The following is a 16,798-nucleotide window of genomic DNA, read 5'->3' as shown; positions in this document are numbered from 1 at the left end:
GCTGATGGTTAGCCTTATTTCTAAGCTCTATGTTTGGTCTCTCACCCCTTGTTCAATCTTCAACAGAGCTTCCTATTCGCTCTATGCGCCTGTATTGGTAAGCCGTGGCTCAAGCTATTGTTACTGAGAACGATAGGCTTAGGTTGTCTTGGGCGTGATTAAACCAACAGATGCATTGGTATCAATACTCATGAAAGTTTCCTCATATTCAGAGGTGAATTTACAGCCTGTGGATGCTTGTTGGTGGTTTCGATTGGTATGTTGAGGGCTAGCTAGTGTTGTTCTAAGAGGGAGAGAATGTATAGGCTTTCATAGTTTGTTATTACCGTTAAGTCTTTTCAGATTAAAAGCACCTAACTGGGAGATTTGAGTAAGGTTCACAAGGGACGGTTTTACTTAGATTGGCATCTTTGATGTGAAGTATGTTGGATGGCTAGATAATTGAGGGCAGTTACAAAAAAAGCCAGCAACAAATGTTGCTGGCTAGAGTACTTAGTTATGAATCTAACTATTCTGCATTAAAACCGAAATAGTTTGCGCGTGCAGCCACTTCATCAGCAGTTAACACATCATTAAAGAATGCAGCGTTATCAAGTACACCTTCTAGATTTTTTTGAGAGCTGTTTGAACCACCACCAATATAGACTTTGTCGCCATCTTTGGTATTAGGAACAAATGTTAAGCCAGTGCCTTCTTTTTCTAGAACACCATTGACGTATAACTTTGCTTCACCGTTGTCGAACGTAGCTAGAATATGCATGAATGTATCATTTGTGATCGCTGTTTCAGCCTCTATCGAAGTATTACCAGTACCGTTATAAACTCGGAACTTAGGCTTTAATGATGTCTTATCGATAATCAACTTGTAACCGTTGTTACTATCTGTGTTCTCCAACAACTGTAGATCTTGACTTGCGGAAGAGTTGAAAGTTACATCATCAACACTGAACACAACCTCCATAGAATATGTACCGTCTACAAAGGCTAATGGGTCTGAAGTACTGTCCATTGTTGTGTAGTAATAGCCGTATGATCCACTTACAGCTGACTGGGTAATGTGTACTGCACCACCAGTTGATGCGGCACCATTTACAACCATTTTAGGGTTATCGTCATTTTTACTCGTCTTAAGAGTTTTGCCTACACCAGTACCACCATCAACATCTGAGAAATTCCACTCAAAGTCTGCTTTTGTAATAGTTTCGTCACCGTCACCGTCACCGCCATTACTTCCGTCATCACCCGATAAGTTGATAACTGTAGCTTCAGAAGTACTGCTGTTATATGGGTTGTTGTTTAAGTCATACCCAACAGAGTAGTCGTTAAAGTTGTCTTTGAACTCTTCAACATACTCTCCAGTAGACTCATCAAGTGAGTATACTTTAAGGTTGTCAGCAATTAGCTCATAGGGTGTTACGCCACTGTTTGTGCCTAGACGAAGTGCGATAACTTGAACTTCTTTAAAGCTACCTGGATCTGAAGACACTGCACCAGTGTATGTTTCGCCATTGATGGTAAAAGTATGTGAGTTTGGCGTCCAAACCACCTCGACAGTCGCATCAAATGTGCTGTTTGCATCAAAAGTGCCACCTGTCGCTGTCAGTGAGCCTGAAGCGTCACGATATTGAATAATACCGTCACCAATTGCTATATCACCATGGTGATAAGCGTTACTTACTTTATCGTTCTCATCATTGGTTGAGTAAAGCGAAATATAAGAGTTGTTCTGACCTTCATCAACCTGTTCGCTGTCAGGGTTGAGTTGATAAGTCAAATCAACAGTCAATTTACCCGAAGAGATTGTTTTTCCAACGGTGGAGCTGGTGTTCAAGATCTTTAGTCTTAGCTCACCGGTGTCATCCGTTAATGTATCTAAAATTTGAGCAGCGTTATCCACACCTGAAGCTTCATCTGCGGTGTCTGCAGGGCCAGTAACTTCAGTATTATCTCTGTGGTCGGTACCTGAGACAGGAATATTACCGCTAATAGCAAGGCTACCGTCAGCAGCGGAGTAGTCGCCATCTACAGATACCGTACTTACCGTACCGTCATCATTGAAAAGTGTGAACGCGACTTGACCTGAAGTTTTATCTTCAATTGTCTCTTCATAAGTGGTTTCAAATCGTTCGTATTCACCAAGTGTGGCATCTGCTGAATTGTCAGTGTAGTAATAAAGTGTTTCACCATCTGCAGAAAAGCGATAGACATTGGGTAAATCATCACTACTCGATGAAGAGTAGGCAGCTGAGAATGCTGCTGTGTCAGAAAATTCCCAATAACCATTTAATAATGCTGAAGTTGGTGTTGCTGGATCAGTAGAACCATCGGTCGGGATAGGTAAACCATCACTGTTACAACCGAATAATAAACCTGTCGAAAGAGCGACAGCTGTAGCGACTTTAGAAATCTGCATGAAATATTCTCTTTATGATATTAAATCCATATGTAAATCACATAAGAAATAGATAATGAATAGGCGCCTAATATTTTTTAGAATTAAAACAATATTAATTAGAACGTCCTATTCTTTAAAATAAAGTAATTAAATATGCCCCAAAATTTTACAAGAGGAGAGGGGGGCTTTAATCATTTGACTATTTTCTAATTAGAATGAGTAAGCTACGCCAACACGGTATTTTGCTTCGCGATCTTTAGACGATGAACTGATATCAGATGACCAGATTTCAGCAAAAGGTTTCCAAGAACCGAACTTGTAGTTTACTTTTAAGCCAGCATCCCATTCCCAGTCATCACTATTATAAAGAAGTACGTTATCCAAAGATTTTACATAGTTTGCTTCGTAAGAAAGGCCAAGCTTAGGTAGAGATTCAATTTTGTAAGAACCCGTCAGTGTAACTTTAGATTTTTGAGCTGATTCTAAGCGTTCGCCAGTTTCAGAATCTTTGTCGCCAAATTGTGTGTGGTTACGGAAGTCAGCATATTCATGACGGTAACGAATAGCAGTTGTTAAACCCATGTCTGCTTTATAGCCAACGCGGAACTGAGGTTTAAACGTAACCTTCTTCATCTTCCAGTCGCCATCGTTAGCATTAGGCTCATCCCAATCCCAAGCAATAGGCATACCCATTTGTAGATACCAATTATTGTCTATTTTGTATGTCGCAGTGTTATCGATCTCCATACCATAGATGTACCAATTGCCATCGTAAAAACTCTGGCTGTTTGCTGATTTAACAGAACCTGAATCTTCATCGTAGTAAGAGTCATCACCGTGGAATTTAAGTTCTAGACCAGTAGAGTGCTTCCACTTGTCTGACAGCTTAAAGCTTTCACCTAGCTTAACTCGGTGTTGATGGCGAGCGTCTACGTGAGCCGTATCACCATTAGTCTTTGTATAATCCGTCGCAGCACGATACTCGTAACGATAATCAAGAGTTGCACCAGTCGCTGTGCCCGCTAAAAGAGTACATGCAACAGCTGCGGCAATTTTTGTAACAGAATTCATACCTTTGTCTCACTATTATTTTTTTATTGTGGATACATCCAATGTATCCCTGGCTCACAAACCAATACCTTACATGGTATTGAATTAATGTATGACAAATATGGTATTTATTCCTGGGTTAAATTTCTGTGAGATCTATCAAAAGTTCCGACTAATGGCCTATTTATATAGCTAAATGTTATGAATATCTCAATTTAAGGCTTGTCTATCAAATCAATCATGACTCAGTTCTCATATTAACAAACCTTGGGTTATTGAAATTTACCATGTGTTAAAATAATACAAATATTGAGTAGTCCCACGTTTTTGTCGATGATTTAGTTATTGTGGTTCTAACATAGCGGAGCATGTTGAGGGATATAGATACAAACCATCGCCAAATGTTTAATAAAAGTTAAAAGATGGCTAAGTGTAAATCTTATTTACTGGTTGGTTTATTTAAGTCGAAGAGAAAATATTTAGTACTAATTCGTGTTCAAAAGTAGTTTCTGTGCTGAGAGTGTACTCAGTATCTGTTAACAATAAAGGATGAGTCATGTTTAAGAAAAACATATTAGCAGTGGCGTTATTAGCGACTGTGCCAATGGTTACTTTCGCAAATAACGGTGTTTCTTACCCCGTACCTGCCGATAAATTCGATATGCATAATTGGAAAATAACGATTCCTTCGGATATTAATGAAGATGGTCGTGTTGATGAAATCGAAGGGGTAGCCATGATGAGCTACTCACATAGTGATTTCTTCCATCTCGATAAAGACGGCAACCTTGTATTTGAAGTGCAGAACCAAGCTATTACGACTAAGAACTCGAAAAATGCTCGCTCAGAGTTACGTCAGATGCCGCGCGGAGCCGATTTCTCGATTGATACGGCCGATAAAGGAAACCAGTGGGCATTGTCGAGCCACCCAGCAGCGAGTGAATACAGTGCGGTTGGTGGAACGCTAGAAGCGACGCTAAAAGTGAATCACGTCTCAGTTAATGCTAAGTTCCCAGAAAAATACCCAGCGCATTCTGTTGTGGTTGGTCAGATTCATGCTAAAAAACACAACGAGCTAATCAAAGCTGGAACCGGTTATGGGCATGGTAATGAACCACTGAAGATCTTCTATAAGAAGTTTCCTGACCAAGAAATGGGTTCAGTATTCTGGAACTATGAACGTAACCTAGAGAAAAAAGATCCTAACCGTGCCGATATTGCTTACCCAGTATGGGGCAATACTTGGGAAAACCCAGCTGAGCCGGGTGAAGCGGGGATAGCGTTAGGTGAAGAGTTCAGTTACAAAGTGGAAGTGAAAGGCACCATGATGTACCTGACATTTGAAACTGCTCGCCACGATACAGTTAAGTATGAAATCGACCTGAGTAAGGGCATCGATGAACTTGATTCACCTACGGGTTACGCGGAAGATGACTTCTACTACAAAGCTGGCGCATACGGCCAATGTAGCGTGAGTGATTCTCACCCAGTATGGGGGCCTGGTTGTGGTGGTACTGGCGATTTCGCTGTCGATAAAAAGAATGGCGATTACAACAGTGTGACTTTCTCAGCACTTAAGCTGAATGGAAAATAGTTAGCAGTTAGCAGTTAGCAGTTAGCAGTTAATAGCTAGAGCTGATTAAATAGATAACAGAGTAGGGCGATCGATACGCTAGCTTCAAAGAACATGTTCAAAGGCCACTTAACACAACGTTAAGTGGCCTTTTTTTGTCAGTCGCGTTCGCTCCACCGTTTCTAGTGATGCGTTGACTGTGAATACTATCCAATGCTTAAACGTTGGTTAACTCATCTCAACCAAACCTCCAGTCACTACTACTTACCACTAAATATTTACCATTTAGTTAGACCCCAAATTCTGGCCCCTAAAACAAAACAACCTCGCCAAGTGGCAAGGTTGTTTTCGACAGCTCAGCTAAAGCTTTTTCTGGAGCTAGGTAAGACGATCAGTCATACATCAGTTCATTCGCTTTGTTCGCATCAAATTCTTTTAAAGACTTACGTGCTAGATGTCGGAATGGGAACGCTTTGACTATCTCTTCGAATGGTTGGATAGCAAATGCCCAAAAGATTGAGCCGTCTAAACCAAAGATGATTAATGCGCAAAGCGGGATTGAAACGACCCATTGGCCCGTAAAGTTGATTTTGAATACGTCAGTTGTTTTGCCTAGTGCTCTTAATACGTGTCCGTGAACGGTGTTGTAGCCACGAACGATCGGCAAGAAGATGTAGAGGGGGGCAATAACAGCCAATGCTTGATAGGTAGAAGGATCTAAGTCTGGATACACATCGCCAATCACCAAACTTAAGCCTGCAAACAACACCGCACAAACAACAGATATACCGACTGCGACATCGATACTGGTATCAACGTTCTTAGTCAAGTCACCCATTTTCTTAGAACCGATCGCTTGGCTGATCGTAATCGCGGAAGAGTGAGCCCAAGCGGTAATAAATTGAGTGCCAGCACGTATCCATGGCATCACCAAGGTAATCGCTACGTAGGCATTGATGTTGAGTTGCGAGTACAGCAATTGGTAAATCGTGGCACCAATCGAAAGCATGGTCACATTCGCAGCGACAGGGAATATCTCAATGAAGTGGCGACGAATGTTGGTGACGAATTCTGACTTTTCCGTATCCAATTTTAGTGAAACAGATGAGTCGTAGTGAACACACAGAATCAAATACACAAGACGAATAGTGATAGCGATAACGCTGCCGAGCGCTGCACCTTGTACGCCAATCCCTTCGAAGTTTGTGAAGCCGTGAATAAGCACATAAGAGAGCACAGCGTTGATCGGTAATTCGATCAAGTAGCCTTTAAATGGAACTTTGGTTCTTCCTAACCCGTTAAACAACGCGATGATAACCTGCGTTAATGCAGTAAAAATCACAAGATATTTTGAAATATCCAGATAGTGGCTGATCTCAAGGTGAAGAGTTTTATCGTCGGTTAAGGCTTGAATTAAAGGTTGTTCAAAAAAGGTAAGTAGAAGCCAGAATATTGCTGCGACGCCAAAGTTGATGAACAATCCTGCCCAAAATGCTTTGGATAACGAAGAGGTGACACCAGAACCAACCGCACGGCTGAGAACCAACTGCGTACCATTCGCCAGCGCCATTTGAATACCCAACACAAACGCGATGATGGTCGTAGCAATCCCCATGGCAGCAAGAGGAATCTCACCGAGCGGAGAAACCAATAGCGTGTCGATCATTAACATCGACTGCATCAATAATGCGTTTAAGGCTAGGGGCCAAGCGAGAGAGAAGTTTTTCCTTACATACGATTGCGAAGACACAAACAATACCTTATGTGTATAACCGTAAGTTTTCTCTGAGAGGACCCGAGTTCACCATTTATAAGTGAAATACTACGGTAATGGATGGTTAAAAAAGGGCGTTAAAACATGACTGACTCGTGTATTGGGGTACACGAGTCAGTCTGGTAAATCTCGGTTATGCGATGGCTAGTTCAACTCTAGACAGCTTTTGGTTTTCATCATCAAGTAAGGCTTGAGAGGCGATTCGAGCCTGATTTGCATTGCCTGACATAATCGCATCGTATATCGCTTTGTGCTCTTCTAAACAGAAGCGGCCGCCTTCGGCTGAATGGTCGATAAACTGCTTGAAGATTGTCGAGAGAATGTTCGCAAACGGAATATAAAATTGGTTACCCGTCGATAGAAAAATCGTTTGGTGAAACAGATGATCGTTCGTTGTCCACTCTTCATAATCAAAGCCGTTTGCCGCGATGGTCATCTTTTGGAAAAGAATCGAAAGCTCTTTGCGTTGCTCTACCGTAGCGTTGGATGCAGCAAGCGCACACGCTTCTGGATCAATCGCTTTTCTTAACCCTAAAAATTGAGATAAGAAGGGCTTGGTGTCTTCTAAGTCTTGAATCCAATACAGTAATTGCGGGTCTAAAAAGTGCCATTGCGTTCTTGGCTTGATGCGAGTGCCCACTTTAGGCTTGGATTCAATCAACCCTTTTGCTGAAAGTAGCTTAGTCGATTCTCGAAGGGCAGTTCTGCTGACTCCAAAGATCTCACACAGCTCCATTTCACTGGGTAATTTCTGATTTTCTTCTAACTCGCCAGACAAGATTTTGCGAGCAATTTGTCTCGCGACTTGAACATGAATTCGGCGGCTTGAATCTTCCACCAATGTAAATATTGACATTTAAACCACCTGAAATTGAAATTTTAAAAACAAAAAACGCCAGACGAATCTGGCGTTTTGGTGTCAGTGTATACGTCTAATATAGTGTGAGGTTTTCCCTCATCTACTCGTACCTGTCAAACAGGTTTTATGTATTTAACTTAGCTACCTACTAAGGCGCTATTTGTCCGCCGTTAACATCTAGGATTTGTCCTGTGATGTAGCCGCTACAAGCGTGCGATGCAAAGAAAGTAAAAGTAGGGGCGACTTCTTCGATGCTGCCAAAACGTCCCATTGGGATGTTGTTAGCAATGTTTGATTTCAGCTCGTCGCTTTTATCATCGTGAAATGCAGTGTCGATAGTGCCAGGAGAAACAATGTTGAAACGGATATTGTCTTTCGCAAACTCTTTCACCCAGTTACGGTGAATATCGTGTAACCACGCTTTTGAAGCGGCATAGATACCAGCACCCACACCACCACCTTCGCGAGCGGCAATAGAACCCGTGCTGATAACACACGATGTTTGACCTGACTCAGCCGCTGAGGCGCGTAAGTGGGGAATAGAGAACTTGGTTGTCATCAATGCAGAGCGAACGTTTAGATCCATGACTCGCTCATAAAACTCGTCATCGATGTCTTCGAGATTTGCACGCCCGCCTAAGCCACCTGCGTTGTTGATCAACACATCCATACCACCAAAATGTTCGGTGAACTCATTAACTAATCTTTCGCACTCTAATGTGTCCATTAGGTTTGCTGGGAAAAACGCAACATCGCCGCCAAGTGCAGTCAGTTCTGTTAGAACCTCATCCACTTTTGGGCTGAAAGCACGACTATTGATGCCGATCTTTGCGCCGTACTTTGCAAAAATACGTGCGGTAGCTAAGCCCATACCAGCAGTAGAGCCAGTAATTAGAATGCGTTTGCCTTTTAAATCGTTAAACATCAGAGTCGCCTATATTGTAGATCATTTGCATTAATAAATCATACAATAACACTTGCTATATTCAAGGATGTTCATCTCAAAACCGATCATTAACGGCATAAATAGCGACAGGAAGAGTGGTTTTGTGAGTTAACGCATACAAAAAATGTGTAAATAAGAACTATTTGTATGAATAAATGGGCTTGTTTGGTTTGATGAGCTTAATACTTACAAGATTGTTAAAATAATGCTCTAGCCTATATTGGTAGTGACCTCACGTTATTCTGATGCTGAGTTGGTCGAGATATAAATCAGTGTTATAGTCCGAATTAAATAATACATATCTAATAAGTAAGTAGACACATGGCTGGTCATTTCAATTCTATTTCAGGCTCTAAGCGAAGCCTTCATGTGCAAGTCGCACGTGAAATCGCTCGTGGTATTTTGTCGGGCAATTTGCCTCAAGGTTCTATTATCCCTGGTGAAATGGCTCTGTGTGAGCAATTTGGTATCAGTAGAACAGCATTAAGAGAAGCGGTTAAGCTTCTGACCTCAAAAGGCCTATTAGAATCTCGCCCTAAGATTGGTACTCGTGTTGTCGACCGTGCATACTGGAACTTCTTAGATCCACAGCTTATCGAATGGATGGACGGACTGGCAGATACAGACCAATTCTGTCACCAGTTTTTAGGTTTGCGTCGTGCTATTGAGCCTGAAGCTTGCGCATTGGCGGCTACATTTGCCACTGCGGATCAACGAATTGAATTATCAGAAATTTTCCAAAAGATGGTAGAGATATCTAGCGAAGAGACTCTTGATAAAGAGCGTTGGTTAGATATTGATATGAAGTTCCATAGCTTGATTTTCAACGCAACGGGTAACGACTTCTACCTACCATTCGGTAATATTTTAACGACCATGTTTGTTAACTTTATTTCTCACTCTTCGGAAGAGGGAAGTACATGCATTAATGAGCATCGTGCTATTTATGAAGCGATTATGGCTGGCAATAGTGACAAAGCACGTCAAGCATCAGCAAGTCATCTATTAGAAACAAATCATAGATTGCCAATTGCTAGTTAATTGTTTTAGCTAATTGTTTTAGAAGGTATTTTAGTGCTGATTTCTAAGTTCACTCTTTAGGGTTTCTATCTCAAAAAGCTAAGATAAATAAAGTTAACATCGCAACGGTTACCAAACCGGACGATAAGAAAGCACGTTTGATACGTGCTTTTTTTGTATTCAAATTTGATGAAAACCTGACCAATGTCCAATATTTACTCTATTGTTTGTTGTTTTGTTAAAAGCACTAGCAACTAGCGTTATTGGTTATATAATAATACTAATTAAATTATTGCGAGTGTGATTATGCCTCAGTCTCTTTTGCCAAATATTCTTCAATTTATCGGTCAGATAGACCCTTTTGATAAGATCCCTAAACAAGCGCTTCGTGAACTTGCCTCTAATGTTCAGATCACTTATCTCGGCAAAGGGGATGTGGTTGATTTGTGTGAGTCGGGTAAAGAAAAGTCGCTCTACATCATTCGAACCGGCTCTATGGAACAAAGAAAGTCGGATGGTGTACTTCGTGCTCGTTTAGGCTGTGAAGATTTGTTCGGCTTTACGTTCTTAGACTCTGAAGTCAACGATGAGAAAGGTTATCGAGCGATCGCAATCGAAAACACCTTACTTTATGTGATTCCACACTCGGCACTTCAAGCGCTGTTCAAGGCATTTCCAAGCTGCGCAGAACACTTTGCGTCGCAGGCTCAGGTTCGTTTGAAGTCAGCATTGGATGTGGTGTGGTCAAATAAAGAGAAAGGCTTATTCATTCGTAAGGTTGAAGAAGTGGCAAGCGGGCAGGTAGCCATCGTTAAGTCTGAACAAACTATCCAATCGGTCGCGGTCGAAATGCTGCATCAACGCTCACCTTGTGCGGTGATTTACGAAGGTGAAACGATTGTTGGCTTGATCACCGATCGCGATATGACCAAGCGAGTGATTGCTCATGGTGTCAGTACCGATAACCTTATCTCCGAGGTGATGACGCATTCTCCACTGACGGTCAAACCGGATGATCTTGTGTTACATGCCGCGTCTATCATGATGCAATTCAACATCCGTAACTTGCCTGTTGTGAAAGAGAACAAAGTTGTTGGTCTGCTTACTACGTCTCACTTAGTTCAAAACCACCGTGTTCAAGCGATTTTCTTAATCGAGAAAATCAAATATGCGGGTAGCGTAAAAACAATGTCTTCATTTACTTCAGAACGACAAGCCATTTTTGAAGCGCTGGTGGAAGGCAAAGTGGCACCTGAAACGGTCGGTAAGGTCATGACCATGATTATGGACGCTTACACACGCCGATTGATTCAGATAGCGATTGATAAATTAGGCCCACCACCTTGTGATTTTTCTTGGATTGTTGCGGGCTCGCACGCTCGTAATGAAGTGCATATGTTGTCGGACCAAGATAGCGCGATTGTACTGGCAGACGATGCAACCGATAGCGACCGAATTTACTTTAAACACCTAGCGATGATGGTAACGAACGGATTAGCAAGCTGTGATTACCCACTGTGTCCGGGTAAATTCATGGCGGCGACACCAAAATGGTGCCAGCCACTCGGTGTTTGGAAGCACTACTATAAAAAGTGGGTCGCAAACCCTGAGTACGAACGCTTACTGAACATCAGTGTGTTCCTAGAGATTCGTACTATCTATGGCAACAGTGAGTTTGAAGGCATTCTTCGTGATGAGCTGCATTCCAATATTCGAGGTAACCGTGAGTTCTTAAGCACTCTAGTGAAAGATGCGGTGAACACCAATCCGCCACTGGGTATCTTCAATAGTTTGGTATTAGAGAAGTCAGGTGAGAACAAGAAAACGTTGAACGTGAAGAAGTACGCCATTAACTTGATTATCGATCTTGCACGTATTTACGGATTAGCGGTGGAATGTGATTTGTCAGCAACCGACGAACGTTTCGCAGCTGCCAATGAAAAAGGCATGTTGAGTGATGATGCGTTCAAGAACATCCTTGGTGCGTATCAGTTCATTCTGTCTTTCCGTTTTGGTCATCAGTTAGAAGCCCTGAAGAACGGTGAAGTGCCAGATAACAACATCAACCCAGACAGTTTTGGTAGCTTTGAACGTAAGCACTTGAAAGATGCTTTTAGGATCATTGCCGATCTTCAAGAAGCAGCGAAAATCCGTTTCGGAGCGCGCTAATGAAATCGTTTTTAAATTACTTTCATCCGCTTGAGCGAATTAAACGTAAGCGTAAGCAGTATTTGAATACGGTTAAATTGCCAGAAGCGTTGCACGATCTTGTTGAACAACCTTGCCCTGAAATGACGGACTTGGCTAAAGACAGCGACTATATCGTGTTGGATCTAGAAACCACGGGCTTAGACAGCGAACAAGATCTGATCTTGTCCATGGGTTGGGTCGATGTGGTTAAGGGGCGAATAGACTTAGCGTCGGCCAAGCATATCTATCTCAATAACGATTCGCAGATCAACGCTGAAACCGCGGTTATCAACCACATCACACCTCAAATGCTGGAAGAGGGTGCTTCAATTCATGATGCTATGCTGACGTTTTTCGAAGCCGCAAAAGGTAAGATCATCGTCGCGCACGCTTGTGTGGTTGAAGAGAAGTTCATTAGCCAGTATCTATTGAGATGCTATGGCTTAAGGCAGCTGCCTTTACTTTGGCTAGATACACTGTGTATTGAGAAGAGCATGGAGAAAGCGATCAGCAATCATGAAGAGGTCGACTTAACCTTGGCTGGAACTCGCGAAAGGTATGGGCTTCCCGAGTACAACAGCCACAATGCGTTAGCGGATGCAGTCTCAACAGCAGAATTGTTGTTAGCTCAGCAGAAGCGAGTGGTCCCTAATGATGAAGTGACACTTTCATTTCTATATCGAATTAGTCACTAGGGCAGTAATTTCAATCTCTCGATTCTTATTGAATGAACTGATTTCAAAGCATAAAAAAGCCAGCGATTAAGCTGGCTTTTGGTTAGGTCTTAGAAAATTAGGACAGTAATTATCTTAGATTTTTCACGTAGCGTGCGGCTTAGAAGCTGTAAGTTAGACCAACACGGCTACGTAGTTCACGAGTTGCTTTTGTTGATGAAGTGCTCACATCACCAAATTCTACATACGGTGCCCATTGACCCATCATGTGGCGAATACTAGCGTTCAACTCGTAGTTGGTATCGTCGTTGTCGTAGATGTCATATCCATCCGCTTTGTAGTAGTTACCTTCTAGACCAAAGCGCCAGTTTTCCATTGAGTAGTTAACGTTTGCCGTTAGACGGTGGCGGCGTTGGTTATCAATGTTTTTCTCAACACCGACAATGTCACCATCATCGTCGAGCTGGTACTCAGTTGTGCTCGTGTTCTGTCTCATATCGTAACGGTAACGAGCACTTAGGCTTAGGCCATCAACGCTATCCACTTTGTATGTTGCACGAACTTGAGGTTTGTATGTAACGCCAGATTCACGACCTTCAATTGGCATACCGTAAGTCATTGTCCAGTTATCGTTTAGTACATGACGGTAATTTAGACCAAGTTCCCAACCATTGTTCTTCAAATCTTCCATGAATTTACCGTCTTCTCCCTTGAATTTCGCTTCGATATCTACAAGGAAGTTGCCAATGCTATCGCCAAGTTTTACACGAGTAGCGTGTTGATCTGTATGACTCTTGTATTCGTGTCTCATATCGAAAGACGCAGCAGATACAGAGCCAGCAGCGAGTACAGATGCCACAGCAATCACGATTTTAGTTTTATTCATGGTATTAGTTCCATATTTATAGGTTGAGTATTGGCCATAATTACAAGCCAAATAGAGTAGTTCTTGTCTTCAATGCATTTTGTTTTCGAAATTATTTCTTGGTTATTTCAAATTTGTTTTGCATTTAAATAATACAAATATGGTAACGATCCGAGGCGTGATGATCTGTGAATTAGATCGTGTTGTAATGACAAAACCACTGTTTACAAAGGGTTACAAAGTTGAGATATCACAGTAAGTTAATGATTTTTAGTTGTTTATTGGTTTGTAGGTGATGGTCCTTAATGGTTTTGTTCGTCAATAAATGTGCGCTACAGCAAAAAATTGAACCTTTATATATCATTTTTATTTGTAATACATTATTATTTACTAACTTTCTATAGCAACACATAACTTTGCTGTGTTGATTGGATGCACTGACAGTGCAAAGCCGAATAAGTAAGAATGGTCTCGAAGCTAATTGGATTAAATCCAACCGCTTTAAGAGCATGAGGCAATTACTTGAGGTGATTTAAAGCTCAATAGAGATGGTTTGAAATGTAGTAGGCAAGGCAGTGACATAGCCTGCTATATAAGTATGAACTTGATAGGAATGAACAGGGTTCGAATAGTTACTCGTTGTTCTAACTTGCGATAAAGAAGAAATCGTTGAAGTGCTTGCGAAAGCATTTTGATTATTGCTCCCAACTATTCTAATTATAACTTCTGCTTTCGTTAAGAAAGGTAGGGGATGGTAGTCGAAGATCTGCCCTTGCGCTCATGTTGATACAGGCAACATGAGCGTTTTTTTATCTGAAATTTGAGTAGAGAGTCGTTTGAGGCTCAATAAGTGTGTAAACCACGGCTTAAGAGCTAGGCTTTTAGGTTGATGACAGCACGTTCAAGTGAATCCGTTTGCTTTACCACAGACGTGGCAGAAGCTGCGTTTTTTGAAGCGCTCGTTACATTCGTCAGTGTCAGCTGTTTAATGGCATCTACGTTTTCGATGATCTCTGACGTAACTTCACTTTGCTCCTTCATTGCATTCGCCACTTCCAAACTGTTATTTAGAATGGTTTCCATGTCCGCGATAACCGATGTGATTCTTGAATGTGCCTTCTCACAAGAGTCGACACTGCTGTTGCCTTTCTCACAACAGTTTTGAATGGTATTCACTACCGTTTGGGTCTGGTCTTGAACGCCTTTAATAATCGTTGAAATCTCTTCGGTTGAAAGCTGAGTTCTGCCCGCTAGGGTTCTTACCTCATCCGCAACCACCGCAAAGCCACGACCTTGTTCGCCAGCACGCGCCGCTTCTATCGCTGCATTCAGAGCAAGTAGGTTGGTTTGATCTGCAATGCCTTTAATCACTTCTAAAACCGTATTAATTTTCTCGGAATGAACAGAGAGGCGGTTCACTTCTTCACTCGCACTGACGAGATCAGTCGAAAGCGTATTGATGGTGTCTCTGGTGAATGCTACGTCGTTCAGGCCATCATTCGCCGTGGTGAAACTGGTTTGTGCATTGGATGAGGCATTTTCACTGTTGGTGGCCACATTTTGAATATTGCTGCCCATCTGGTTTATCGCGGTCGCAATATTTTCGGTTTGTTGCTGCTGTTTGTTTAAAGCACTCTCAACTTCCATTCCATCGTGCTGAAGCTGGTTAGATATGTTGCCTAACTCTTGAATAGAGCCCTGAACTTGGCCGACCAACTGACGAATATCAGCGAGTACGGTATTAAACGCCCTTGCGATATCGGCTATTTCGTCCGTTCCGCTGTCGTCGGCTCTTACGGTAAAGTCACGTTGCTGCGATACCAACAACATGGTTGAGTTTAACGAGGCTATTTTCTTTGCGACACGAGATGAAATGCCAAAAGATAGTGCCATTAGTAATGCTGCGACGGTAACAATGGAACCAATAATAAAGGTCGTAATGGTTTGTTGAATTGATTCGACCTGCTGTTCTAAGCGGCCTTCAAGGCTGATGAATATTGAGATGATGTCTTCAAACAGCATCTTCATTTCTGATTTCAGTTCCGCGACCTTTGCCGGATTTCGATCAGTCGCATCCACCATCAAAGAGAAGTCTTTGTCGTATTGTTTCACTTCAAGTGTCAGTTTTTCTAGCTCTGGGACTGCAATGTCAGACTCTGTGAGCAGGCCGGAAAAGTTCCCCATCAATTGTTGAAAGTGAGAGTACTCTTTGGCGAATACCGGCTTGAGTGCTTTCTCATGGCTTATTAGAAACTCTAATTCGGTTCTATTGAGCTGAAGCATAGAGACTTCGAGCGACTTTACTTTGATCAGCGTTTTTTCAAGTTTGATCAATTTCAGGTTGGCCAGTTCAGTGAATGACACAACAACCAACAAAGACACAATGGATAAACAAGTTAGGCTAAAGAGGGAGGTTTTAATTTTCATAGGCGGGCACCAAAGCAGAACAATATGACTCAACAACGTATTTGGAATCGTGTTTCTCTTATTTGCGTGTAGATAGCTTACGAGGTCGGTAATTGAGATCTGACTCGCAACGGAAACGTTTGCTTACAGTATTTTATGGAAAGGTTGTGCGCAAGTTAAATATTTATTATTTTCAATGGCTATTGGTGATTATTTTGTTATTAGTGATTGTTTTGGACATAAAGGGAGAGGAAAAGGAGGGAGGGGGAGATTAGGTCAATAGATCTTGTTAATGGAGAGCACAGTGCTTACTTGAGATTAAAGAAGATGAGTACTTGTGCTTTGTAACACGAGCACTCATCCGTTTGTATTTAGCTTTCTGTCGGCATCCACACCTGTTTAGACGTGATTTTGTGGTCTTTAAAGGTCAGTTCTTCAACCTTGTCACCGTTAGTATTCCAGCGAGTTAGTTTTCCGTTCGCGACTTCACCTTCATCGAACTTCGCTTGGCTTGCCTTATTACCGTTAGGGTAGTAGTCCGTTACCAAACCATCTTTTTGTCCGTCGCTGTATTCAGCGGTCAGGCTTTGTTCACCATTGGGATACCAACGAGAGGCGGTGCCTGATAGTTCATTGTCTTTATAATTGAGTTCTGCTTTTTTCTGTCCGTTTGGATACCAGGTTTCTGCCTTGCCTTGTAGTTCACCTTTAACGTAATTCACTTTAGAGGCAACTTGGCCATTCGGATACCAGTTAGTTTCTAACCCTAGATTCTTGGCCGTCAGCAAACTGAGCTTGGGTCGCGACTTGGCCGTTATCAAACTTCTCTTCAAATTGACCAGTAAAGGGTTTTGAATGGTTTACTTGGTAAGCCACGCCTTTACGCATCTGTAAGTAGTCAACAGCATCTTCACGTGGTGTTGCTGCATAGCTCATAGAAGATACCGCACTAAGAGCAATTAAGATTGGAACGTATTTCTTCATAATGACACCTTTTTAATGGACGAGAGAAACTGTAACGGGTGTGTTAAAAGCATTTCACTTCC

At 42.0% G+C, this 16,798-nt stretch carries 11 protein-coding genes and 1 pseudogene; 4 read left to right on the top strand and 8 right to left on the bottom strand.

Annotation, left to right across the window (positions count from 1 at the left end):
* Nucleotides 1–508: 508 nt before the first annotated feature.
* Nucleotides 509–2,413, bottom strand: a complete 1,905-nt coding sequence (locus AC3CKG_RS09565; protein ID WP_488528257.1) for a LamG domain-containing protein — start codon at nt 2,411–2,413, stop codon at nt 509–511.
* A gap of 192 nt (nt 2,414–2,605) precedes the next feature.
* Entirely contained in the window at nt 2,606–3,466 is an 861-nt protein-coding gene (locus AC3CKG_RS09560; RefSeq protein WP_076669610.1) for an oligogalacturonate-specific porin KdgM family protein, read from the bottom strand.
* A 535-nt stretch (nt 3,467–4,001) separates the two neighbouring features.
* Here AC3CKG_RS09560 and AC3CKG_RS09555 point away from each other — a divergent pair.
* Nucleotides 4,002–5,039 carry a polysaccharide lyase family 7 protein gene (locus tag AC3CKG_RS09555; RefSeq protein WP_102543523.1) on the top strand — a complete coding sequence of 346 codons (1,038 nt, stop codon included), beginning with the start codon at nt 4,002–4,004 and terminating at the stop codon, nt 5,037–5,039.
* Nucleotides 5,040–5,409: 370 nt separating this feature from the next.
* Here the strand turns inward: AC3CKG_RS09555 and AC3CKG_RS09550 are convergent, their stop codons facing one another.
* The 3 genes from AC3CKG_RS09550 to AC3CKG_RS09540 form a co-directional block, all read right to left on the bottom strand.
* Nucleotides 5,410–6,699, bottom strand: coding sequence for an MATE family efflux transporter (locus AC3CKG_RS09550; protein ID WP_229633136.1), 1,290 nt, complete (start codon nt 6,697–6,699; stop codon nt 5,410–5,412).
* A gap of 226 nt (nt 6,700–6,925) precedes the next feature.
* Nucleotides 6,926–7,648, bottom strand: coding sequence for a FadR/GntR family transcriptional regulator (locus AC3CKG_RS09545; RefSeq protein WP_065104089.1), 723 nt, complete (start codon nt 7,646–7,648; stop codon nt 6,926–6,928).
* Nucleotides 7,649–7,799: 151 nt separating this feature from the next.
* On the bottom strand, nt 7,800–8,576 hold the full coding sequence (locus AC3CKG_RS09540; protein WP_102297619.1) for an SDR family NAD(P)-dependent oxidoreductase: 777 nt from the start codon (nt 8,574–8,576) through the stop codon (nt 7,800–7,802).
* A 342-nt stretch (nt 8,577–8,918) separates the two neighbouring features.
* Here AC3CKG_RS09540 and AC3CKG_RS09535 point away from each other — a divergent pair, with 342 nt between their 5' ends.
* The 3 genes from AC3CKG_RS09535 to AC3CKG_RS09525 all read left to right on the top strand — a co-directional run bounded on the left by AC3CKG_RS09535 (nt 8,919) and on the right by AC3CKG_RS09525 (nt 12,502).
* A complete protein-coding gene (locus AC3CKG_RS09535; RefSeq protein WP_065111186.1) occupies nt 8,919–9,638 on the top strand; it encodes a FadR/GntR family transcriptional regulator in 720 nt (239 codons plus the stop codon).
* Between the two features lie 285 nt (nt 9,639–9,923).
* Nucleotides 9,924–11,786, top strand: coding sequence for a DUF294 nucleotidyltransferase-like domain-containing protein (locus tag AC3CKG_RS09530; RefSeq protein WP_065104086.1), 1,863 nt, complete (start codon nt 9,924–9,926; stop codon nt 11,784–11,786).
* Nucleotides 11,786–12,502: a 3'-5' exonuclease gene (locus AC3CKG_RS09525; protein ID WP_065111188.1), complete on the top strand. Its 717-nt coding sequence runs from the start codon at nt 11,786–11,788 to the stop codon at nt 12,500–12,502. Before AC3CKG_RS09530 ends, AC3CKG_RS09525 begins: the two co-directional genes overlap by 1 nt.
* A 139-nt stretch (nt 12,503–12,641) precedes the next feature.
* Here AC3CKG_RS09525 and AC3CKG_RS09520 read toward each other — a convergent pair whose 3' ends face one another.
* The 3 genes and pseudogenes from AC3CKG_RS09520 to AC3CKG_RS09510 form a co-directional block, all read right to left on the bottom strand.
* Nucleotides 12,642–13,367 (bottom strand): oligogalacturonate-specific porin KdgM family protein, encoded by a 726-nt coding sequence (locus AC3CKG_RS09520; RefSeq protein WP_488528256.1) that lies wholly within the window; start codon nt 13,365–13,367, stop codon nt 12,642–12,644.
* A gap of 852 nt (nt 13,368–14,219) precedes the next feature.
* Complete coding sequence (locus tag AC3CKG_RS09515) at nt 14,220–15,773, bottom strand: methyl-accepting chemotaxis protein (RefSeq protein ID WP_488528255.1); 1,554 nt, start codon at nt 15,771–15,773, stop codon at nt 14,220–14,222.
* A gap of 350 nt (nt 15,774–16,123) precedes the next feature.
* Nucleotides 16,124–16,736 (bottom strand): annotated as a pseudogene (locus AC3CKG_RS09510) (toxin-antitoxin system YwqK family antitoxin).
* Nucleotides 16,737–16,798: the final 62 nt, after the last annotated feature.

The sequence above is a fragment of the Vibrio sp. QJM3NY_15 genome (assembly GCF_057785995.1).
This window is presented reverse-complemented; position numbering and strand designations above follow the sequence as displayed.